The 21,383-nt window shown below is 45.4% G+C and carries 21 protein-coding genes and 1 riboswitch; all 21 genes read right to left on the bottom strand.

Going from position 1 to position 21,383, the window contains the following annotated elements:
* Positions 1 to 217: 217 nt before the first annotated feature.
* The 21 genes from LU279_RS08405 to LU279_RS08305 all read right to left on the bottom strand — a co-directional run bounded on the left by LU279_RS08405 (position 218) and on the right by LU279_RS08305 (position 20,961).
* The gene (locus LU279_RS08405) at positions 218 to 2,029 is read right to left on the bottom strand and encodes a diol dehydratase reactivase subunit alpha (RefSeq protein WP_274422122.1); all 1,812 of its coding nucleotides are present in this window, start codon (positions 2,027 to 2,029) and stop codon (positions 218 to 220) included.
* Complete coding sequence (locus tag LU279_RS08400) at positions 2,026 to 2,421, bottom strand: diol dehydratase small subunit (RefSeq protein ID WP_022067855.1); 396 nt, start codon at positions 2,419 to 2,421, stop codon at positions 2,026 to 2,028. Before LU279_RS08400 ends, LU279_RS08405 begins: the two co-directional genes overlap by 4 nt.
* On the bottom strand, positions 2,418 to 3,107 hold the full coding sequence (locus LU279_RS08395) for a propanediol/glycerol family dehydratase medium subunit (protein ID WP_274422121.1): 690 nt from the start codon (positions 3,105 to 3,107) through the stop codon (positions 2,418 to 2,420). The genes LU279_RS08400 and LU279_RS08395 overlap by 4 nt, the downstream gene beginning before the upstream one ends.
* Positions 3,108 to 3,117: 10 nt before the next feature.
* Positions 3,118 to 4,782 (bottom strand): propanediol/glycerol family dehydratase large subunit, encoded by a 1,665-nt coding sequence (locus tag LU279_RS08390; RefSeq protein WP_274422120.1) that lies wholly within the window; start codon positions 4,780 to 4,782, stop codon positions 3,118 to 3,120.
* 51 nt (positions 4,783 to 4,833) lie between these two features.
* Entirely contained in the window at positions 4,834 to 5,985 is a 1,152-nt protein-coding gene (locus LU279_RS08385; RefSeq protein ID WP_274422119.1) for a 1-propanol dehydrogenase PduQ, read from the bottom strand.
* Positions 5,986 to 6,001: 16 nt separating this feature from the next.
* Entirely contained in the window at positions 6,002 to 6,772 is a 771-nt protein-coding gene (locus LU279_RS08380; protein ID WP_274422118.1) for a DeoR/GlpR family DNA-binding transcription regulator, read from the bottom strand.
* A gap of 27 nt (positions 6,773 to 6,799) precedes the next feature.
* Complete coding sequence (locus tag LU279_RS08375) at positions 6,800 to 7,348, bottom strand: BMC domain-containing protein (protein ID WP_274422117.1); 549 nt, start codon at positions 7,346 to 7,348, stop codon at positions 6,800 to 6,802.
* 16 nt (positions 7,349 to 7,364) lie between these two features.
* Positions 7,365 to 8,693 carry a 4Fe-4S dicluster domain-containing protein gene (locus tag LU279_RS08370; RefSeq protein ID WP_274422116.1) on the bottom strand — a complete coding sequence of 443 codons (1,329 nt, stop codon included), beginning with the start codon at positions 8,691 to 8,693 and terminating at the stop codon, positions 7,365 to 7,367.
* A 4-nt stretch (positions 8,694 to 8,697) separates the two neighbouring features.
* Positions 8,698 to 8,964: a EutN/CcmL family microcompartment protein gene (locus LU279_RS08365; RefSeq protein ID WP_022067862.1), complete on the bottom strand. Its 267-nt coding sequence runs from the start codon at positions 8,962 to 8,964 to the stop codon at positions 8,698 to 8,700.
* Between the two features lie 106 nt (positions 8,965 to 9,070).
* Entirely contained in the window at positions 9,071 to 9,682 is a 612-nt protein-coding gene (gene pduL / locus LU279_RS08360) for a phosphate propanoyltransferase (RefSeq protein WP_442870151.1), read from the bottom strand.
* A 174-nt stretch (positions 9,683 to 9,856) separates the two neighbouring features.
* Positions 9,857 to 10,135 (bottom strand): BMC domain-containing protein, encoded by a 279-nt coding sequence (locus LU279_RS08355; protein WP_005427721.1) that lies wholly within the window; start codon positions 10,133 to 10,135, stop codon positions 9,857 to 9,859.
* Between the two features lie 47 nt (positions 10,136 to 10,182).
* Positions 10,183 to 10,515: a BMC domain-containing protein gene (locus tag LU279_RS08350; RefSeq protein WP_274422114.1), complete on the bottom strand. Its 333-nt coding sequence runs from the start codon at positions 10,513 to 10,515 to the stop codon at positions 10,183 to 10,185.
* Positions 10,516 to 10,555: 40 nt separating this feature from the next.
* On the bottom strand, positions 10,556 to 10,831 hold the full coding sequence (locus LU279_RS08345; RefSeq protein ID WP_022067865.1) for a BMC domain-containing protein: 276 nt from the start codon (positions 10,829 to 10,831) through the stop codon (positions 10,556 to 10,558).
* Between the two features lie 49 nt (positions 10,832 to 10,880).
* A complete protein-coding gene (locus tag LU279_RS08340) occupies positions 10,881 to 11,195 on the bottom strand; it encodes a BMC domain-containing protein (RefSeq protein ID WP_022067866.1) in 315 nt (104 codons plus the stop codon).
* Between the two features lie 24 nt (positions 11,196 to 11,219).
* Entirely contained in the window at positions 11,220 to 12,461 is a 1,242-nt protein-coding gene (locus tag LU279_RS08335) for a zinc-binding dehydrogenase (RefSeq protein WP_274422113.1), read from the bottom strand.
* A 17-nt stretch (positions 12,462 to 12,478) separates the two neighbouring features.
* Positions 12,479 to 13,867: an aldehyde dehydrogenase family protein gene (locus LU279_RS08330; RefSeq protein WP_274422112.1), complete on the bottom strand. Its 1,389-nt coding sequence runs from the start codon at positions 13,865 to 13,867 to the stop codon at positions 12,479 to 12,481.
* 32 nt (positions 13,868 to 13,899) lie between these two features.
* Positions 13,900 to 14,712 carry a class II aldolase/adducin family protein gene (locus LU279_RS08325; protein ID WP_274422111.1) on the bottom strand — a complete coding sequence of 271 codons (813 nt, stop codon included), beginning with the start codon at positions 14,710 to 14,712 and terminating at the stop codon, positions 13,900 to 13,902.
* Between the two features lie 234 nt (positions 14,713 to 14,946).
* Positions 14,947 to 15,738 (bottom strand): glycyl-radical enzyme activating protein, encoded by a 792-nt coding sequence (locus LU279_RS08320; protein ID WP_274422110.1) that lies wholly within the window; start codon positions 15,736 to 15,738, stop codon positions 14,947 to 14,949.
* Between the two features lie 83 nt (positions 15,739 to 15,821).
* Positions 15,822 to 18,341 (bottom strand): glycyl radical protein, encoded by a 2,520-nt coding sequence (locus tag LU279_RS08315; RefSeq protein ID WP_274422109.1) that lies wholly within the window; start codon positions 18,339 to 18,341, stop codon positions 15,822 to 15,824.
* A gap of 364 nt (positions 18,342 to 18,705) precedes the next feature.
* Positions 18,706 to 19,296 (bottom strand): class I SAM-dependent methyltransferase, encoded by a 591-nt coding sequence (locus tag LU279_RS08310; protein ID WP_274422108.1) that lies wholly within the window; start codon positions 19,294 to 19,296, stop codon positions 18,706 to 18,708.
* An 18-nt stretch (positions 19,297 to 19,314) separates the two neighbouring features.
* The gene (locus LU279_RS08305; protein WP_330684608.1) at positions 19,315 to 20,961 is read right to left on the bottom strand and encodes a Na+/H+ antiporter NhaC family protein; all 1,647 of its coding nucleotides are present in this window, start codon (positions 20,959 to 20,961) and stop codon (positions 19,315 to 19,317) included.
* Positions 20,962 to 21,060: 99 nt separating this feature from the next.
* A riboswitch (Lysine riboswitch) is annotated at positions 21,061 to 21,261 on the bottom strand.
* Positions 21,262 to 21,383: the final 122 nt, after the last annotated feature.

Genomic DNA, 21,383 nt, shown 5'->3' with positions numbered 1-21,383 from the left:
ACGATACTCTCAGTATAGCACATTTTTTTCTTCAAAACAGCATTTATCTGAACAATTTACGTTATCATCCGCTCTGTTTCCAGTAATTTGAGCAATTTCCATTCCGGATTACCTGCAACAATGATATTTTATCCTGCGTATCCCGGCAGTTTTACGCAAATATACAAAACACCCAGCAGAATATTACCTGTGAACAATAACAACGTATATCCTCATCTCAGCTGTTTAAATATGACATTAACAAACCTGTGGCCACTGCATTTCTCGGCCCCTCTGTCCCCCGGATATTCCCCCGTCCGCAGACGATCCGGTATTCTGCAAGGGCTTCTGTCAGCATTTCCGGAATCTCAAAGTCCTCAGCGGAGCCGCCAACCAGAACCACGTTTGATATTTTTCGTAAATTATGATCAGGAGCCACAATTTCCAGCGCCCGAAGAGCATTTCTCACAAATACTTTGCGCTTTGCTTCTCTTCTGACTTCAAGAATTTTTTCCATTGGAATATCTTCTTCCACCTTCAGCATTTCACCAGGGGCCAGAAGTACCACATGGCCATAATATCTCGGATCTATGGACTCCTCAAAAAACTGCATGGAACCATTTTCCAGTCTGATATGAAAAAGGCTCTCCACCTTTCCCATCGGATATTTTTTGATCTGTTCCGCCGTTGTACGGCTTCCCAGTCCAAGCTCTGTCTGTATCAGCATGGTGACAAGCTCTCCGGCACCTGCCTGATGTGTGGTGCGGACTGTTCCGTCCTCCTCCAGCACTGCAGCGTCTGTAGAACCGCCTCCCATATCAAGAATCGCAAGGGGAAGTTTTGTTCCCGGTGTGGTCAGAGCGCCAAGAGATGCCATGACTGCTTCCACACCTGCAACTACCGCCTTCACTTTAAGTTCCTGTTCCAGTTTTTCTGCTATTTTCTGCATGGGAAGGTGTCTTGTCTTTACCATTGCAGCAATTCCCACAGCCTTTTCCATACAGGTTTCTCCGGCAAGTGAGCCGGATATCTCAACGGGCGCCAGAGTATCCACTGCAAGAATGTCTGTAATTCTTACCTCCTGCTCCCGGTCTGCGGCAACATCCGTCATACTTTTTTTGATCCGATCCAGCATGTTTCCCACATTGGTATTCTGCTGCCCGTCAATATCACGGATCTCTCCGGCTTTCTGGAGCGTATCCATAATGATATCTGCTCCGGTATCAATATTTACACTCAGCTCCCTGCTTCCATGAAAATGGATCTCGCCTGCAGGAAGTACATTTTCTCTGATATTTCCGTTTGGCGTACGGATCACAACCGCACTTCTTTTTCCGATCAGGCTCTTTGCAATAGGGGTAACTGCTCTTGTTTCCTCTGCATCCAGTCCCAGAAGAGTGGCAATTCCATAAGGATTACTCAGCATCCGTATTCCGGTTCCCGGCAAAGCTACTTCGATCGCTGCCAGTTTATCTTCCGGAACCCGGCTGATATGCCTGACTTCATCAATAATGGGAATCTTTTTATTCAGACGGTTTTCCACAAGGACCGCTTCATCGGCCTGAAGGATCAGCCCCCGGATATCCAGCTCCGGAATGTGCTGATTCAGTCTTGAAGCAACCTCTTCATAAGAAAACTTATTTGCAGCCACCACAATATAAGGAACCCCCGGCTTCCCTCTCCAGATATTTTCCAGATGAAGAAGATAGCCTGACGCCTCCCCTGCTCCTGCCGGAGTGGAGGGATTGTGACCGATCATAGAAGATTCTGTAATGATAGTCTCCGTAATGGTTTCCATTGCCGTATCTCCGATCACAGGCGCAGCCTCATTAAGGCGCACAAGGTCAAGAGCGCTTAAAGGCTGCCTGATCTTGTCCAGAGCCTCCAGAAGCGCTGACTTTATTCCGTGAACGTTTGGCAAAGTCCCCTTGGTTCCGGTTGTCATCCGGGAAGCTCCGGAGAGGAAATGGAAACTTCCATCCTCTCCCACACTCCCGATGCATACTTCAGTTGTGGAATTTCCTATATCAACACCCGCAATCAGTTTCAAAGAAGAATTCCCCTTTTTTCATAAATCTCTGCTGCTTCCAGAACCAGCTTTGCACAGTGCGGCGCACTGTATTTTTCCAGAAGTTCCTGTGCCATCAACACAAGCTCTGTTTTTGTAGAACGGTTCGGGCGCAGTTTGTTGTACATGTTCAGTATCACCTCATCAGGCACATTTGCAAGTTCAGAAGCCCTCTGGAAATTTGCTTCCATCTGAGGATTGTCCGCCTCTTTTGCTACCTGTCCCTGGCGTTTCAGCATTTCCGGAGATATTTTAATATCCTCCGCCTGTACATTACCTCTTTTTACTTCATCCAGAGTAATGTCCGAAAGCTTTTTTCCTGTTTTGGAGGTAATGGTATCTGCTTCATTCTGTCCTAACGGATAGCTGCTCATCTTACTCCCTCCCATTCGATCATTCCTTTTTCCGGGTCCAGCTGTTCTGTTTCCACAATGTGCATCAAAGCTGCTTTTACCTGGTATTTCGCACGTACCATAGGGTCGTTGGTACACTCAATAGGCGTTACCTTTTCACCTTTTACGTACTTTGCTGCATTCTGACCGATCTTACGGTAGGTTTCCAGATTCATAAGCGGCGCCTGAGGAAAAAGTTCCAAATTAGAAAGAGGATACAGATCCTTCTGATGAATGACTGTAGTTCCTTTTGACTGGATTCCGATACCAATACCGGAACCGGAAAGCTTAGCTGCCTGAAGCGCCATAAAACATACATCTGAGGTATCCAGAACTTTTACCACACGGGAAGTCATTCCTTCCTCCTCAATTCCGGCTTTTACATTACGAAGAACCTCCTCAAGAGGGATTCCTCCCATGGTCTTATGGATTTCTGTCTGAAAAGCAGCTCCAACACCGATCACAATCTCTCTGGGATCTGTTCCCTGAGCTGCCTTTACAGCAGTTTCATAGGAACGCTTCGGGCGCATCCGTGTTCTTCCGGCAAGGCTTCCGGAGCCGGATGCTTCCGGTGTCTGAACTTCCTTTTCCGGCTGTGCGCCATTCTGGTGAAGCTGCTCCACAACCGCCTGAGTGATCGCACGGATCAGTTGTTCATTTACTTCCATAGCGCACCTCCTAAAATTCGTTTACATTGATTCTGTGAGGAATTGCCTTGATCTCCTCCCAGCGTTTGCCGGAAACACGATATCCGGTTCCCGGCCCCATATAGTCATTTGGTGTATTTACACCGGACATCACCTGGAAATGTTCATCCAAAATTGCTGCCGTATGCATATAATCACCAATAACTCTCTGTTTCAGCATATTCAGGATATTTTCTGCAAGCTCTGTATAACCGCTTTCGGCAAGAGCTTTTACCACATCAACACCTGTAATGCCACGCTTCATCATTTCATCCGCAGACATCAGATCTGCTGCCGCATCACGCTTCAGCGTATCTTTGCTTCCATGAGCATAGGTAACTGCCTCAACCTGCTCGTCCGTTACCTCAGTTAAACCAAGATATTTGAACACAGCCTGGACAGCCTTGCCTGCAGTGCGGCGCACACGGATCACGTCTTCCTCTGTAACAGGACGAAGACCTCCGTCCACCTGCATATCTCTCTGCATTACATTATAATCGTCAAAGTCCTCGGCATCAAAGTTGGAGCCTGCGAACATATTGTCATAATTGGGCTCTGCAGCATATCCGGAAAAGATAAAGTCTGTTCCCGGCATAAACTGAAGCATAGTCCTTGCTGTTCTTCTCATATCAGAATTGGAAAAACTCTGGTCATTGGAAGATGCACATTCCAGTCCAAGAAGGGCTGCAACAAGGTTCTCACCAATAACCTCACGGATTCCCGCCGGTACACCTGCAGTGACACCGATACAGCTTACAGAACCGTTCTGGATTCCCTGACTTCCTGCGCCTTTTGTCACATAAAGACAACGGCACTCAAGGTAAAGCATGGATTTCATCTCGCTGCTTCCCATAAGCACTTCACTTCCTGCACCGGAAGTAAAACGTACCTTTAATCCTCTGGAAGCATAGGCAGAATTCAGAAATGCCTTAGAATACGGAGTGTCATCTCCGTCAATAAATACTTTTTCCGTACCATAAACAGAAAGTGTTTCCGCATAAGTGGTAAGTCCGCGGATACCAAGTTCCAGCTCTGTAGCTTCCTCAGCAGAACACTGAGTCAGCACTCCCGGACGTCCCACCTGAGAACCGATCAGAAGAGCCATTGCGCTGAATGGAGCATATCGTGCCACACCCATAGTGGTTTCTTCCTCACTGAATCCTCTCAGAGCACCTTCAGCAGCATCCGCTGCAATCTGCACCGGATCATCCTTCAGGTTTGTAATATGAGCCTGATTTCCCGGAATCTTTCTGGCGCGCATTTTCTGCATTCCCATCATCATTTCCACCACATTCAGGCAGTTGATGACTTCCGCCATTTTTGCCGGAGTAATTCCGGATACAATCTCCAGTATCTCCTTACGGGAAACATTGATATCTACGATTTTTCTGGCAATCTCCAGGGAAGGAACTGCCATAGATGCCTCAGCTCTGTCTGTACGGATTGCATAATCCGCAATAAACTGATCCAGAAAATCAAAATCTTCTCTCTTTTTTCCGTCCAGTTCTGTGATAATATTGTTTTCTATTTTTACAGAAGGCTTCGGATCATAGGGACTGTGCATTGCCACAAATCCCATTTCCGGCCATTCGTCAATAAATCCGTCTTTATTTACTGCCCGGCGATCCAAAGCCTCGATTCTTTTCGATCTTTTCATATTGTCTACCTTTTCAGAAAAGTCTGTTTCAGTTTCTATGTTCCTTTCCGCTTAAAAGGACCACAGCTTTGTATAAATCTTTATAATATCTTCTTTTGTCGGTACACGTGGATTTGAAGGAGTGCAGGCGTCTGCAAGAGCTGCCTCAGCCATTTTATCCACCGCCGCAAAGTACGCATCCGGTGTAATGGTTCCGATTTCCTGAATGGTAAGCGGAATATTCATCTCTTTCAGCATAAACTGGATCCAGTTTACAAGTGAACGGACGCTCATTACTTTATTATAATTACTCAGTCCAAGGATATGAGCAATATTTGCATAACGTTTTACCGCAGGAAGGTATTCCTTCTGACTTTTGCTGTGCTTATTGATGTTCGCATTAAATTCCACAATATGAGGAAGAAGCATTGCGTTGGCTCTTCCATGAGGAATATGGAACATTGCGCCAAGCTGGTGCGCCATACTGTGTGTGATTCCAAGACCTGCAGTATTAAAGGAAAGACCTGCAAGACAGGAAGCTACATGCATTTTCTGACGCGCATGCATATCACTGCCATCCAGATAAGCTCTTAAAAGAAATACTCCGCAGATTTCAATGGATTTTTCTGCCAGAGCAGAAGAAAATTCATTGTGACCTGTGCTGACATAGGATTCCAGTGCGTGTGTAAATACATCCATTCCTGTGTCCGCTGTAATAGACGGAGGAACACTTTTTACAAGCTCTGCATCCAGAATTGCCTCATCAGCTGTAAGGCTGTCTGAAACAAGCGGATATTTCACTTTTGCCTCTGTGTCATTCACAACTGCAAAGGAAGTTACTTCTGAACCGGTACCGCTTGTAGTCGGAATTGCGATCAGTCCAACCTCTGCATAATGATTGATCTTTAAAGCAAATTCGCGGATCGCTTTTGAAGAGTCAATAGCGGAGCCTCCGCCAACTGCCACAACAACCTCTGGCTGAAAGCTCAGAAATTTCTTTACTCCATCTGCAATTTTATCTACAGGCGCATCCGGTACTACGTTGTGGAAAATATCATATTCTTTTCCGCCTCTTGTCAGAGGCTCTGTTATCAGGTCGATCATTTTGCTCTGAACAACAAAGGGATCTGTAATAATCAGAACTCTTTTATAAGGAATATCCTTCAGTCTTTCCAGTGCGTTCTCCCCAAAATGAATCACTGTTTTCATCTCAAAAGTATTCATGTCTGATGCTCCTTTTTTATGGCTGTGTGGGATACCGGCACTCGATTCCGGCATCTGCAAAACGGGCAAGCCACTTTTCAGTGGGCTTTCTGTCTGTTACAACCACATCTAAATCCCGCAGTTTTCCTGCTACAGAAAAAGCGGTCTGATCAAATTTTGTACTGTCAACTACCAGAATTTTTTTGCGTCCGGAAGCGATCATGGCTTTTTTGGTTGTGCCAAAAGCCTCCTGGGATTCCATGATCCCCCATTCCTGGTCAATAGATTTACAGGAAAAGAACACCTTATCCACATAATAGGATCGGATTACCTCCTCTGTTCTTGACCCCAGAAACGCAAGGTATCCCTCTTTCATAACTCCGCCGGTGGAAATAATATTCCAGCCTGACACGTCAGAAAGCTCTATCAAAATCTCCATGGAATTTGTAATAACGGTAAGCCGTTCCTTGTCCTTTATGGCTTTTGCAATAAAAACTGCGGTGGTGCTTGCATCCAGAAAAATATGATCTCCGTCATTCACCATCTCTGCCGCAATCTCTGCCATTTTCTGTTTTCCGCTTACATTCTGGTTTTTACGAATATTAAAAGGCAGGTCAATGCTTACATTTTCATTAATAACGGCTCCGCCATAGCTTTTTGTGGCAAGCCCTTCTTTTTCAAGCTTGTCAAGATCCCGGCGTATTGTTTCTTCAGACACCTCGTAAAGTTGGCTGAGTTCACTTACCACAACCCTCTTTTCTGTCTGAAGCTTCTCAAGGATCAGATTCCGTCTTTCTAATGCCAGCATTTCTCCTGCCCCCTTTTTGAGAACTTATTATAAAATAGAATCGATCATACGTCTGTCCGGATGAGCAATAACAGAAGAATCAAGATACATACCTTTTTCTGCAACAAACTCTTTTGCTCTCTGGATGGACGCTTCTACTGCGGATACTTCTCCTGTAAGCATCATATAAGATTTTCCACACATACCCTTTGCAATACGAAGCTCGATCACATCTACGATAGCTGTCTTGGCAGCCTGATCAGCTGCTTCGATAATGGAAGCAGCATCATATGTTTCCAAAATTCCAAGTGCGCTGATATCCTCGATCACAGTTGTTCCATACATTGCCGGAAAAAGTGATTCGTGAGGGTTACCCAGTACAAAGCTGTCAATACATTTATCTTCATAAGTGGTAACTGCCGCGTCAACAGCCGCTTTTACCGCACTTAAATCACCGGTAATAATTGCAATATATTTACCCGGACATACGGTCTGTGCCTCAACGATCTCTACGTCAGAGGTCTTTACCATGGCATCCGCTGCTGTGATACCTGTGGCAGTGGTTTTAAATTCAATCATTCCGATTGCTTTACTCATGTTCTGCACGTCCTTTCTACTTTGCTGCAATTATGATGTAGCGGTCTGTTACTTCAGTTACTTTTCCGCAGATACTTGCATGAATGCCGACGCTTAAACCGTCAGCAGGCTTTGCAATCATCTGACCTCTTGTTACTTCATCGCCTGCTTTCACAATTGCCTGTGCCGGAGCGCCGATATGCTGACTCAGAAGGATCTTAACCTTCGGCACAGCTACCAGAGTTTCATCCATCGGTGCATCCTTGTCATATTTTGTCAGTCCAAGACGGGCCATCAAACGTTCCTCCGGAACTTTTCTGTATTCTCTGGACTGCTGCACCGGTACCGGCTGTACGCCCTGTGCAGGTCTGATTCCTGCTTTTCTGAGTCCGCCTTTCATATCTGCCAGAAGTGTTCTGGGTGCCAGACTCTGAGGGCATGCATACATCTCGCAGACACCACAGGAACTGCAGAAATGAGAATCCAGATATGGATTCAGATCTCTAAAATCTCCATTGGCAGCCGCTCTCATAAAGCGTGCCGGATCGATCGGATGTCCCAGATTGTTTCTCGGACAGAGATCTGTACAAGTATTACACTGGCAGCAAATAGACGCTGCACGTTTTAAATCTATAGAAGAAGTTCTCTGCTTCTTCATAACGATCAGATGATCCTTTGGAAGGACCAGAATCGCATTTGTTGTCTTTGTTACAGGATCAGAACCGCTGCCGATTCTTCCCATCATAGGTCCGCCTACAAAATATACGGCGTCCTTTGTTGTAATTTCACCAGCCTGTGCCACAACTTCATCCAGTGTACATCCAATAGGTACACGAACTGTGACAGGCTTGCTTACCTCTGCCACAACAGATACATATTTATCTGTTACAGGCATCTGTTTTTCCAGCGCGCGGTATACGTTGTAGATCGTCTCAACATTGAACACGATAACGCCCTGCTCAATAGGCAGACCTCCAGGTCTTACCACACGTCCGGTAGCTTCATAGATCAGAACAACCTCGTCGCCCATAGGATAAACTTCTTCAAGAAGATGGATCCTTACTCTCGGGAATTCTTCAATATGCTGCTGAAGTGCTTTTACTGTCTGCACATAAGATTTTTTAATGCCGATAATCGCCTCTGATGCACCGACTGTTTCTGCTACAAGATTGAAAGTTTTCATAATCTCATAGGCATGCTTTTCCAGCAACTGTCTGTGCAGTTTAAGCAACGGCTCGCACTCCGCACAGTTCATGAGAATGGTATCCGCCTTATCCGTAAGCTTGGCATAAGTCGGGAATCCGGCTCCGCCGGCACCTGCCACACCGCTGTCCTGCATTATTTTCTGTAATTCTTTGATTTCCATGGCGTTACTCCAATCCCGCACCGTCATCAATGATTCCGACTATCGCCGCATCAATAGGTGCTGTTTCTTCGCCGCAGCCAATTCGCGCTGCGCTTCCTTGTGCCACCAATACATACTCTCCGATTCCCGCACCGATCATATCGATTGCGACAATCTGGCTGAGTTCTGATTTCATATGATGCACCGGCTCTACAATCATAAATTTCTGTCCGATCAGTTTTTCACTTTTCCGCGTGGAAACCACGCTTCCAACTACTTTGCCTACAATCATGTGAGCCTCCGCATAAATATTTTTCTTAAATCCTCCTATGGGGATGCGGCGCATATATCCCAAAGGATCTTTTCCTGTGCTGCATCCCCTGCTTTTCGGAGGAACCTTATTTTATAATAGTAACTGTATTGCCTGTGGCAATCTTTGCCGCATTGGCCTCATCTGTATCAATATGCATTTCCAGTGTAAAGCTGTCGTCTACACGGATCTTTACCTGATTAAAGATCGTTCCGCGTTCATTGTCAGCCTTAACAGAAACGATATCGCCGTCCTTTACACCTGCTGCCTGAGCATCTTTCGGAGACATGTGAATATGGCGCATAGCCACAATACATCCCTCTTTCAGATAAACAGCCCCCTTGGGACCTACAATTGCAACAGGAGCGCTTCCGCTTACATCTCCGGATTCCCGAACCGGAACCTGCATTCCCAGTTTAATGGCATCTGTTGCAGATACCTCAACCTGAGATGCTTTACGAACTGGTCCTAAAATCCTCACATTCTCAATGGCACGAAGCTTGAGACCTACAATAGTGACAGTCTCGTTTGATGCAAACTGACCTCCCATCAGCTCTTTTTTCTTTGTAAGCTGATATCCCGGTCCGAATAAAGCCTCTACATGCTCCTGTGTCAGATGGATATGTCTTGCGGAAACTCCAATGGGAACCATGAAGCCCTGGCCCTTGCTTTCATTTTTATTAATGGACTCAATCACCATTTTGGTGATCAGCTCTATGTTCTTTGCTTCCAAGAATACACCTGCTTTCTGAATAAACATCCAGCCATGCGTCAGACAGCCGGGTCAGAGCCACCGCATATCTGCGGAAAGCTCCAGTCCTTTTGTCTGGTCTGCAATAAGACCCGGCCGCATGACTGAACCGCCTACTCTGACTTATTTAAGAACCGGAAGGATCTTCTCAACGTCTGTGTGAGGTCTTGGAATTACATGTGTAGCTACAAGCTCTCCAAGTCTGGATGCTGCTGCGCTTCCGCTTTCTACTGCAGATTTAACAGCTCCTACATCTCCGCGAACCATAACTGTTACAAGTCCGGAACCGATTTTCTCTGTTCCTACAAGTGCAACGTTTGCTGCTTTGCACATCTGGTCTGCTGCTTCGATAGCTGCTGTAAGTCCTCTGGTTTCAACCATTCCTAATGCTTCCTGTGTCATGATTTTTCCTCCTTGTCAATAATCCCTGTCAGGAAAATATCCCTGAATTATTTTTCCGGCTGTTCAGCCTTTTCTTCTGTCTGTTTTTCAGACTGTTTTTTCCATCGGCTTGCGCTGAGCTCCACAAGCTTTACAATTTCCTCATGGGGCCGCGCGATCACTGCATAACTTGCCGGTTTCTTAATTGCTTTGGCTACCGCTGTTTCAACGGCTTCGGTGACAGCCGACACATCACCCTGTACAATAAGAGTTACCAGGCGTCCGCCCAGCTTACGTTCCCATGACGCCAGCTCAACGTCTGCAGTTTTACACATAATGTCCAGCGCATCCATAGCGGCTACGACACCTGTAATTTCAATAAAACCATATGCTTTATTCACGAGCGAACTCCTTTACGCCTGTATGTTTTATATCTGCTTTTTAAACAGTCGGCAGAATTTTCTCAACGTCTGTGTGAGGTCTCGGAATTACGTGAGTTGCTACAAGCTCGCCAAGTCTGGATGCTGCTGCGCTTCCGCTCTCTACTGCAGCCTTAACAGCTCCTACATCTCCGCGAACCATAACTGTTACAAGTCCGGAACCGATTTTCTCTGTTCCTACAAGAGCAACCTCTGCTGCTTTTGTCATTGCGTCTGCTGCCTCAATTGCAGCGGTAAGTCCTCTTGTTTCTACCATTCCTAATGCTTCCTGTGCCATTTTATTTCTCCTCCTGAATCAAGTTTATATAATTGGGGACTATGTTCTGTCAGCTTTTATCAAGTGCGCTGATCTTTAACATTTTTTCCGTTCCCTCTTCAGGGTTCGGAATAATATAGTGCTGTACCACACCAGTCATCCGGTTCGCTACTTCCATTCCAGTTTCAACGGCTGCTGTCACATCCGTCACACTTCCGCGGAATTTGATGCATACCAGAAGCGGTACCGGCAGGCTGTCTGCATTTGCAGGTTTATTCTTATCGAATACCTCCAGGCGGACATTTGCTGCCTTACATCCGGCATCTGCCGCTACAAAGGCTGTGGCCAGCCCAAACACTTCCAGAATTCCTACAGCTTCTGCCATTTTGCTTCTCCTTTATTCTCCGGATTATTCATTCACAATGGCAATCTTCAGACCTGTCATTGCAAGGTTGGTCTCAAGAGCCTCGTTGATCTGCTCAAGCGGGAATTTGTGAGTGATAAGATCAGACATTGGAAGTCCGATTGCTTTTGCTCTCTTAAGGAAATCAAATGTAGTTGCATAATCTCTCAGAGTGTATACCCAGGAGCCAACCAGATTGATTTCTTTGGAGCAGAGGTCAAAGTGAGGATTGATCTGTGCATCTCCGCCGTTGATAAAGAAGCCAAGTTCACAGAGTCCGCCGCCGTTGCGGATAAATTTGTAGATGTTTGCATGTGCCTTCGGATTTCCTGTACACTGGAATGCGAAATCTGCAAGATGTCCGTCCTGAGCTTCCTCAACTGCTGCTGTAAGAGCTTCCACACCCTGATAGTTCATAAAGTTTACAGTTGTGTCTGCACCCATTTTCTTTGCAAACTCAAGGCGCTGCTCGTTTCCGTCCACTGCACAGATATGCTCAATACCCATAGTACGGAGAACTGCAATACAGATAAGACCGATCGGTCCGCAGCCCTGAACAACAACTCTGCTGTTGAATTTCAGGATGCCTGTTGTTTTTGCTCTCTCTACTGCATGTACAAGAACTGCACATGGCTCGATCAGAATACGTGAATCCAGATCCAGATCACTTACATTAAAGAATGTGGAACCGAATTTTCCGCCTCTGATAAAGATGTAATCAGCGAACCATCCATTGAATTTTACATCATCATCCGGAAGAAGTCCATATACATCTGCGCCGCCCACGTTTTTCTTGTTCAGGTCAAACATGGTGATCTCCGGATCATCCTTGAAGATCATGCAGGTAACAACTTTATCGCCTACTTTTACCGGTTTGCCGGCTGTATCAACAGTTACGTTTTTACCCATGGCAACGATCTCACCGGTTCCCTCGTGTCCGAGAACTACCGGAATCAGACCAAACGGGTCGTTTTTGTATTCATGAGCGTCAGTTCCACAGACACCGCATCCCTCAACTTTAACAAGGATGTCGTCATCTCCCAGTTCCGGAAGCGGATACTCCTGAAGCTCAAAATGTTTTTTCTCGGTCATCATTGCCACTCTTGCAGTTTTCGGAATTCCACCGTTTGCTGCCGGAGCTGCAGTAGCAGGAGCAGAAGTAGAAGCTACAGGAGCCTCTCCCTTTCCTGTCATACCGGAAAGAACCTGTTTTACAATTTCTTCAATATTTACATTGTTCATATCCATTGTTCTATTCCTCCTGATTAACGAATGCAAAGGCTGTCAGACATTACGCAGCGTCTTCTCTTTGTAAAGGTACTTGCGCTTGTAAGTCCCTCTCCTGTACGGCTGGCGATCGTAAAGGTGCAGAAGCCTTCTCCGCCGAATCCAAGTGCAGAATAAGACGGGCCATTCTTTACAAGGATTGCAGTATCGATTGCTCTTGCATACTTTGTGATATTGTCAACGTTTTTGGAGTGGATATGTGCTGAATGGCGATTGCCATGCTCCAGCCATACAGCCTGTTCTACCGCATCGTCAAAGTCTCTTGCTCTTACCATACCAAGGATTGGCATCATAAGCTCTTCAGTGATCAGCGGATGCTCCTTCGGTCCTTCGAATACGATGCAACGGATATTTGCCGGCGCATCAACTCCGATCATGGACAGAAGTGTTCTCGCATCGCGACCAACACATTTACGATTCAGCTTGCCGCCTGCCAGAACAACCTCTGTAAGTTTGTCCTGTTCTTCCTTTGAAGCCAGGTAGCAGTCATTTTCAGTAATAAGATAATGCATCAGCTCGTCTGCAATGGAAGATACTGCAACAATTTCTTTTTCTGCAATGCAGGGAAGATTGTTGTCAAAAGTACATCCGTTTACAATATCCTGAGCCGCTTTGCGGATATCAGCAGTCTCATCAACAAGCGCCGGAGGATTTCCTGCACCTGCACCGATTCCTCTTTTTCCGGAGGAAAGAACTGCTGTCACAACACCCGGGCCGCCTGTTGCAGCGATCAGGTGAATGTCTTTATGTTTCATCATAATACCGCTGGTTTCCATTGTAGGATGTTCTACTGTCACCGCGATATTATCCGGGCCACCTGCTTCCAGGGAAGCCTCGTTCAGTAGATTAACTGCATAAATAGAAGTTTTGATTGCTGCCGGATGAGGATTGAATACAACTGTATTTCCGCCTGCCAGCATTCCAATCGTATTGCACAGAACTGTTTCGCTTGGGTTTGTACACGGTGTGATCGCGCCGATTACGCCAAAAGGTCCCATCTCGATCAGAGTAAGTCCTCTGTCTCCAGACCATGCTGTTGTGGTAATGTCTTCCGTACCCGGTGTTTTGTCAGCTACAAGATGATGTTTCAGGATCTTGTCCCCAACATTTCCCATTCCGGTTTCTTCCACACCCATACGAGCCAGAACTTCTGCATTTTGTTTAATTTTTTTGCGAATGCAGGTAATGATCTTTTCTCTCTGGTCCATGGACATTCTCTTCACGATCAGTTCCGCCTTTTTGGCAGCCTCGATCGCATCATTCATATCCTTAAAAATTCCATGTTTTCCGGCCGGAGCTTCCGCAATCTGCATTTTCGCCATAACTTCCTGTACAATTTCCTGTACCATGTTCTCACTTATTGGCATGAGATTGACCTCCTTAATTCATTCCGTCAGAATTATTTCATTCCAAGCTGTGCCATTACCTGTTTTGTGATGTTTGCGATCAGTTCAGCGTCTGATTCCTGAGCGCATGCTTCCGGAGCATGAGCAACCATGCAGCCACCACAGTTATGGCAGTTTACGCCGTCTTTATTCTGACAGAGATCTGCCGGATGTTTGCCCGGAAGTCCCATTTTTCTTCTGATCTCATACAGTTTTTCGATAGTTTCTTTGTCGAATTCCTTCGGGCCGCCCAGAAGTTTGCTCTGATACAGAAGCTGTGCGTAGAACTCAACAGACTCCATTTTCATATATGCAGCGTTCAGGTCTGTAGACCATGTAAGTGCTCCGTGGCTCTCAAGAAGAACTGCATCAAAATATGGAAGATATTTTTCCAGTCTGTCCGGAATCTCATTTGTGGAAGGTGTACCGTACTCAGCGATCGGAACACATCCGAGAGCGATAACTGCCTCAGGCATGATCGGCTGTGTCAGCGGAATACCTGCGATTGCAAAAGAAGTTGCATATACAGGATGAGCATGTACAACAGATCCTACGTCCGGTCTCTTCTTATATACTCTCATGTGCATTTTAATCTCAGAAGAAGGTTTGAATCCCGGGTTAGCCTGGATCACATTACCCTCTGCGTCTACCTTACAGATATACTCTGGTGTCATAAATCCTTTGGACACGCCTGTTGGTGTGCAGAGAAACTCATTGTCATTCAGCTTTACGGAAATATTTCCGTCGTTTGCTGCTACCATGTTGCGATTGTAGATACGTCTTCCGATGTCACAAATCTGTTTTTTGATTTCAAACTCGTTTACCATGCTTTTTTCCTCCTTAAGCAATTAGGTGTCTTATTTTATTTCTAAGGAGATTTTACTCCTTAAAACCAAAGTTGTCAAGGAATTCTTGTTGATTCCTGTTGTTTTTATCGGTATTATGTTGTTGTTTTTGTTGTGTTTCTATTTTTTGTCATTTCCTGAAAAAACATACAATTGCATATTCTCTGTTCTCCCCAGGCTCTGACTTTTATTACAATCCACTGTAATACCGATATTTTATCCGCCAATCTGAACATACAGGGAAGTGATACTTTCTGCCGCCCGCTTCAGAGTTGTCATTTTTTCTCTGTCAGGAGGCAAAATCCCATCCATCAGATACTCCCTTCCCAGTCCTTCATATTTATCCTGCCCCAGTCTGTGATAAGGCAGAAGGTGAAGTTCTTTTACTCCGGGAAGAGAATCTGCAAAAGCAGCAATCCCACGGATTTCTTCCACAGTATCATTAAAGTTAGGGATCACCGGTACCCGTATGATCAGTTTTGTTTTTCCGGAGAGGGCAACCTTTCTGGCATTTTCCATCATCAGCTCATTGGATTTTCCCGTAAACTGTCTGTGCTTTTCGGGGTCTGTATGTTTGATGTCCATCAGATAAAGATCCAGATACGGAAGCAGTTCCTGAATGGTATCAAAAGACGCACATGCCATACTTTCGATCGCCGTGTTAATGCCCCGCTCTTTCGCCGCCCGAAGAAGATCTCTGGAAAACTCAGGCTGACAGAGACATTCTCCTCCGGAAAGGGTCATTCCCCCTCCGGAACGATAATAATAAGGTCTGTCTTTTTCCACCTCGGCAATCATCTCCGCCACTGTGGTGTCCTGCCCGATCACCTTATCCTCTCCCAGCACCTTCATGGTCTGTATCCTGTATTCCTGAGATTCCGGATTACAGCACCAGCGGCATCTGAGCACGCAGCCCTTCAGAAAAACAATGGTGCGGATTCCCGGTCCGTCGTGAACAGAGTATCTCTGAATGTCAAAAACTCTGCCCTTGGTATCTAAATAACTCATATTATGCCTTTCTGTTCATACTCTCTCAGGTTCTGATCCACTGTCCTGCTTCTGTTATATTTCGCCCGGACACCTTCCCATGATCAGAAGCCCTGTTCTGTTCTCCGGATAATATCATCCTGAAGAGATCTTGACAGAGTTGTAAACAGCGCACTGTAGCCGGCAACACGGACAACCAGATGTTTATATTTCTCAGGATTTTTCTGAGCATCCAGAAGCGTATCTCTGTCAACTACGTTAAACTGCATGTGCATTCCCTTCTGATCAAAATAGGAACGGATTAGAGCAGTAAATTTCTCAAGTCCCTCTCTTCCTGCCAGCGCAGAAGGATGGAATTTCTGATTAAACAGAGTTCCGTTTGATACAATAAAGTGATCCAGTCTGGCAACAGAGTTGGCAGCTGCAGTAGGTCCGTTTACATCCTTTCCTGCTGAAGGAGATACTCCGTCTGCAACAGGGGTATGAGCGTAACGTCCGTCCGGTGTCGCTCCTGTCTGTCCGCCAAGGGGAACATTTGCAGAAACCGGATAAAGACCTGCCTGGAACTGACCGCCTCTTGGATTCTTATAATTCTGAAGAGGTCTTGTATAGGTATAAGCCACATCTCTTGCGAAATAGTCAACCTCCGGGATGTCATTTCCAAACTTCGGAACCTCATCGATCATATAATGGATTTCCTCAAAACGTGCCTTCTGATCTTCTGACGGCTTCATGGTCATTACTGTTTCCAGCACAGATTTCACAGTGTTTTCATCAATGGTACAACCCTGATGCTCCATCTCCTTCAGGATAGATGCGGTCATATCCGCAGCCGTCTGACTGTCAATGCCTTTTCCATAATTCCATATAAGAGCTTCTTTATATTCCTCCATGGAAACTTTTCTGTCTTTGTATACAAGCTGACGCACTGCGTAAAGAGAATCTGCCATATTGGCGATTCCAAATCCCTGAGGACCGGTAAAATTATATACCGCTCCGCCTTCCTGAACAGAGAGGCCTCTCTTCATGCAGTCATCTACCATGGAAGACAAAAACGGCAGCGGGCATCTTTCTGCGTGAGCCACATCAATGGCATTGTCAGCATTTACAAGAAGGGAAATGCAGTAATCCATCTGTTTTTTATAGGCATCATAGAATTCCTCAAATGTAGTCATTTTTGTTACATCACCTGTAGGAATTCCCACCATTTCCCCTTTGTCCATTCCATTGGAAAATACCAGTTCCAGAGGACGGCACATATTGAAGAATGCTGCATCATGCCAGCCGTCTGTTTTTCCGGCTTTCTGAGGCTCTACACATCCGATAATGTTATACTCTCTGGCATCTTCAAGAGAAAGTCCTCTGTTCTGAAGAGCCGGAATGATCACTTCGTCATTATAATAAGCAGGAAGTCCGATTCCTGTTCTGGTCAGTTCTGCCGCCTTGATCAGAAATTCATGTGGAGTTCCGTTCCATACTCTTACAGAAAGAGACGGCTGCGGCAGATGAACATGCATGGACGCCTGGATGCACATAATTGAAAGATCATTTGTCACATCCTCTCCGTCTTTGTTCTGTCCGCCTGCGATCAGATTCTGGAACAGGCTGTAGCCGGCAAATCCTTCTGCTGAGGCAGCATCACGACATTTGTTCAGGTCGTTCAGTTTTACCCAGATGCAGTCCATAAGTTCCTGCGCAAACTCTCTGGTAATATTTCCATTATCAAGATCCCTTTTATAATAAGGATACATATACTGGTCAAAACGTCCCGGAGAGATGGAATGACCGCTGGATTCCAGCTGAATAAGCTGCTGAACAAACCAGAAAGACTGACATGCCTCATAAAAACTTCCGGCTCCCTTGGCAGGAACACGACTGCAGTTAAGAGCAATTACCTCAAGTTCATTTCTTCTTACAGGATCATTGCATTCAGCAGCCATTTTTTCTGCCAGCGCCGCATAACGCTGTGCATATTCAATCACTGCCTGACAGCTTAAGATCACTGCATTTAAAAAGTGAGATCTCCTTGCATAATCACCGTCTCCCACCTGACATTTGTCCAGCTCCGCCTGGGCTTTTGCCATGATTCCTTCATAGCCGATTGCAAGAACTTCCTCATATTTTACGGTTACATGACCTACACCGTTATAAAAATAGTTTCCAGGTGTAAAAATATTATGTTCAATGGCTTTTATTGCCTCCGGAGCCATGTAGGAGGTTGCCAGCTCACTGGTTGTCTTCCCTTTCCAGTATTTATGTACCTCTCTTAACTCCTGTTTTGTTTCTTCGGCAATGTAAAACGGGTCCGCGCTCCTCGTTTCAACCGTATCCAGCTCATCCTCCAGCCACTGATAAGAAAATTCGGGATAAGTCTGACAGCCTCTCGGCGCAATGGTACTGCTTCCTACGATCAGCTCCTCATCGCGTATAATGATGGGGATATGACGCAGTATATGAGCAAATGCCTCCGCACGCCTGGTAATCATAGGTTTGCCTTCGGTTGCCTGATAAGATTCTGTAATCAGCTTTGCTCTGGCAGATTCGATCACCGGCATTTTCTCATACAGATGGTCAACCAGTCGTGTGATTCTGGGTGACTTTGGAATATCTGTGGTATTAAACATTTCCACGCTTCTCCTTTCTCACAGCTTTTCCGGACAAAATCCGGCTGCCGTGTATCATATACAGTCATTATACGCCATCCTTCCCTGTGCGTCAACAAAAAGCAACATACCTTTTTCCAAACAAGCGAGGTTTTTGTTGTTTTTTATATGTGTTTTTTTGTTGTTTTTTATTTATTGTATTTTTATATGAACATTGAAAAATCCCTGTATCAGCATCCTTTCGGCTGAAATCCCGAAACTTTTATAGAAAAAGGGACTGGTGATCCTGCATTATTTCTGTCAATAATCCAAAATTTTCCAGTCCCTTTTCACTTAATTTTTATTGTATTTTCTTAATTTTAACCTATAAAGGCGTCCCTGCCGCTCATGGCAACGAAAATATCAGGATTTTCTCTCTCATATCATTCCCGGGAAACAGATCCATGCACTGGATAATCCCTCTGTACTGCAATTCGTCCAGTCCATTAAGGTACATCTCATATTCCTGAGAAGGATAATAAAAATACAGTCTGATCTCCCGTTGATTTTCATACCAGGATTCCAGTATCCTTGCCATTGCCTGTTTGAGAATCTCCAGACAGAACGGATTAAAGAAAAAACACCGGTCCACCTGTTCCGGAACCTGATAAACTGCTGCATCCTGCTGCTCAAAACATACTTTTCCGGAAGAAACTGCCTTTTCCCGGTTCCGAAGAGCCGCCTGATAAAACCGCTCATTATATTCAATTCCGACAGATCTGCACCCAGTCTGATAGGACAAAAAGAAATCTACCCGTCCCTTCCCGCATCCATAATCAAGAACCGTATTTTTCTTTCCTATCTCACCACTGTTTCCAAGCCTTTCCAATACCGAATAAGGCGTGGGTTCATAAGGATATTTGTACTGGTCTGAACCTGTATCATCCCGTCCTGATGTACGGATTTTTAACATTCTGTCCCAGGAATCTTCTTTCATGCCAGACACTTCCTCCTGCTATTTCTGAACTTCATTTTCCAGATGTTCCTCCAGTGTAGGATTCATACGACGGATCACCATAAGAGTTATCAGCATCAGAACAATTCCCACCGGAAGAGCAATCCAGGCTGTTTTTACAAAGCCTGCCACCAGATAGGTAATAAAGGATACTACTGCTGCCATCATAGCATACGGAAGCTGCGTAGACACATGATTCACATGATCGCACTGCGCTCCGGCAGATGCCATGATCGTTGTATCTGAAATCGGTGAACAGTGATCTCCACACACTGCCCCTGCCATACATGCAGAAATAGAAATGATCATAAGCTCCGGATCAGAGTTCTCAAATACAGCTACTACAATAGGAATGAGGATTCCAAAAGTTCCCCATGACGTTCCTGTTGCAAAAGCCAGTCCGCAGCCAACCAGGAAAATAATTGCAGGAAGAATGTTCATCAGTCCGCCTGCCGCAGAACGCATCGCATTTTCTACAAACGCAGCTGCTCCAAGGCTGTCTGTCATGGATTTTAAGGACCAGGCAAATACCAGGATCAGAATTGCAGGAACCATTGCCTTAAAGCCTTCCGGAATAGAATCCATACATTCTTTAAAAGAAAGAACTTTGCGGATCATATAAAAAATCACAGTAAGAACAAGGGCAAATGAACTTCCCAGCGTCAGACCGACAGACGCATCACTCTGAGAAAATGCAGTCACAAAATCTGTTCCGCTGAAAAATCCTCCCGTATAGATCATACCGATCACACAACAGATCACAAGGCAGACAATAGGGATCACAAGATCGATCACTTTTCCTCTGGGATTTACTTTTCCACCTTTTTCTGCATCCGCATAAGGCCGTCCCTCTGTGGTATAAATATCTCCTTTCAGAGCATTGACCTCGTGGACTCTCATACTTCCAAATTCTGTTTTAATCAGCACCATACCTACCATCATCACAATGGTAAGCAGCGCATAAAAATTATAGGGAATCGCTCTGACAAAAATGGAAAGTCCGTCTTCTCCCTCTACAAATCCACTTACTGCTGCCGCCCAGGATGAAATTGGCGCAATAATACACACCGGAGCCGCAGTTGCATCGATCAGATAAGCAAGTTTTGCTCTGGATACATGATGCTTATCCGTTACCGGCCGCATAACACTTCCAACAGTCAGACAGTTAAAATAATCATCAATAAAAATCAGAACTCCCAGCACGATCGTAGCAAGCTCTGCTCCCACTCTTGTTTTGATCCGTTTAGCAGCCCAGCGTCCAAAAGCAGCAGAACCGCCGGCCTTATTCATCATACATACCATTGATCCAAGAATCACAAGAAAAATCAGGATTCCCACATTATAGCTGTCAGACAGAACACTGATGATGCCTCCCTGGAAAATATGTGTTACAGTGCCCTCAAAGGAAAATCCGGAATACAGAAGCCCACCTACCAGAATTCCCAGAAACAGAGAGCTGTATACCTCCTTTGTGATCAATGCCAGCGCAATGGCTACTACAGGCGGAATCAGCGCCCAGAATGTAGCATAAAGCGCAGGCTGTGCCGCCTCTTCCGCTTCTGCCGCAAACACAGACAGCGGACTTGTCAGAATTCCCAGAAGTATCATTGTAAGAACAGCCAGGAATGCTTTTCTTTTGTTTCGCATATCTTTCCTCCCTCTGATATAAAAAGAGCCATGGATGTGTCTCCGCGCGGAGTTCTCCATGGCATCTGATCCCTGTCTGATATTTATCCGATCCTGTCAGTCCCTGATAGCGCTCCACATCCGTGACAGTCTGCAAAATCTTATTCTGCAGCCCAGGGTTCTGCCTCCTGGCGGTCAAAACCCTTCGGCGGTTTTTCCTTTCGCCGGAAACTGTCTGCCATGACATGATACAAACTCCCTGTAGGACTATGCTTGCATCTGTTTCCGGGTACTGATAAAACCCGCACCTCTATCCTGTACTCTTTTATCTGATTTACTTTTTATTTACTGTAACAGCTTTTAAGAAAAATAGCAACAGGTTTCTGCATTTTTTACAGATTTTTAAAACAATGCCTGTGTTATTTCCATAGTTACCAATATAG

Source organism: Blautia sp. XA-2221 (assembly GCF_028767025.1).
GTDB lineage: Bacteria > Bacillota > Clostridia > Lachnospirales > Lachnospiraceae > Blautia_A.
Note: the sequence above shows the minus strand (reverse complement) of the source record. Positions and strands in the feature narration are given on the sequence as shown.

Bases quoted from the DNA above. Each gene is read 5' to 3' on its own strand.
- LU279_RS08340 (WP_022067866.1), bottom strand. From the start codon at position 11,195: ATGGCAGAAGCTGTAGGAATTCTGGAAGTGTTTGGGCTGGCCACAGCC.
- LU279_RS08355 (WP_005427721.1), bottom strand. From the start codon at position 10,135: ATGACACAGGAAGCATTAGGAATGGTTGAAACCAGAGGACTTACAGCA.
- LU279_RS08375 (WP_274422117.1), bottom strand. From the start codon at position 7,348: ATGAGTAAAGCAATCGGAATGATTGAATTTAAAACCACTGCCACAGGT.
- pduL (WP_442870151.1), bottom strand. From the start codon at position 9,682: ATGGTGATTGAGTCCATTAATAAAAATGAAAGCAAGGGCCAGGGCTTC.
- LU279_RS08365 (WP_022067862.1), bottom strand. From the start codon at position 8,964: ATGATTGTAGGCAAAGTAGTTGGAAGCGTGGTTTCCACGCGGAAAAGT.
- LU279_RS08315 (WP_274422109.1), bottom strand. From the start codon at position 18,341: ATGTTTAATACCACAGATATTCCAAAGTCACCCAGAATCACACGACTG.
- LU279_RS08325 (WP_274422111.1), bottom strand. From the start codon at position 14,712: ATGGTAAACGAGTTTGAAATCAAAAAACAGATTTGTGACATCGGAAGA.
- LU279_RS08335 (WP_274422113.1), bottom strand. From the start codon at position 12,461: ATGGATATGAACAATGTAAATATTGAAGAAATTGTAAAACAGGTTCTT.
- LU279_RS08320 (WP_274422110.1), bottom strand. From the start codon at position 15,738: ATGAGTTATTTAGATACCAAGGGCAGAGTTTTTGACATTCAGAGATAC.
- LU279_RS08395 (WP_274422121.1), bottom strand. From the start codon at position 3,107: ATGGAAGTAAATGAACAACTGATCCGTGCGATCACTCAGGCGGTTGTG.
- LU279_RS08380 (WP_274422118.1), bottom strand. From the start codon at position 6,772: ATGCTGGCATTAGAAAGACGGAATCTGATCCTTGAGAAGCTTCAGACA.
- LU279_RS08385 (WP_274422119.1), bottom strand. From the start codon at position 5,985: ATGAATACTTTTGAGATGAAAACAGTGATTCATTTTGGGGAGAACGCA.
- LU279_RS08305 (WP_330684608.1), bottom strand. From the start codon at position 20,961: ATGCGAAACAAAAGAAAAGCATTCCTGGCTGTTCTTACAATGATACTT.
- LU279_RS08310 (WP_274422108.1), bottom strand. From the start codon at position 19,296: ATGAAAGAAGATTCCTGGGACAGAATGTTAAAAATCCGTACATCAGGA.
- LU279_RS08390 (WP_274422120.1), bottom strand. From the start codon at position 4,782: ATGAAAAGATCGAAAAGAATCGAGGCTTTGGATCGCCGGGCAGTAAAT.
- LU279_RS08400 (WP_022067855.1), bottom strand. From the start codon at position 2,421: ATGAGCAGCTATCCGTTAGGACAGAATGAAGCAGATACCATTACCTCC.
- LU279_RS08330 (WP_274422112.1), bottom strand. From the start codon at position 13,867: ATGCCAATAAGTGAGAACATGGTACAGGAAATTGTACAGGAAGTTATG.
- LU279_RS08370 (WP_274422116.1), bottom strand. From the start codon at position 8,693: ATGGAAATCAAAGAATTACAGAAAATAATGCAGGACAGCGGTGTGGCA.
- LU279_RS08345 (WP_022067865.1), bottom strand. From the start codon at position 10,831: ATGGCACAGGAAGCATTAGGAATGGTAGAAACAAGAGGACTTACCGCT.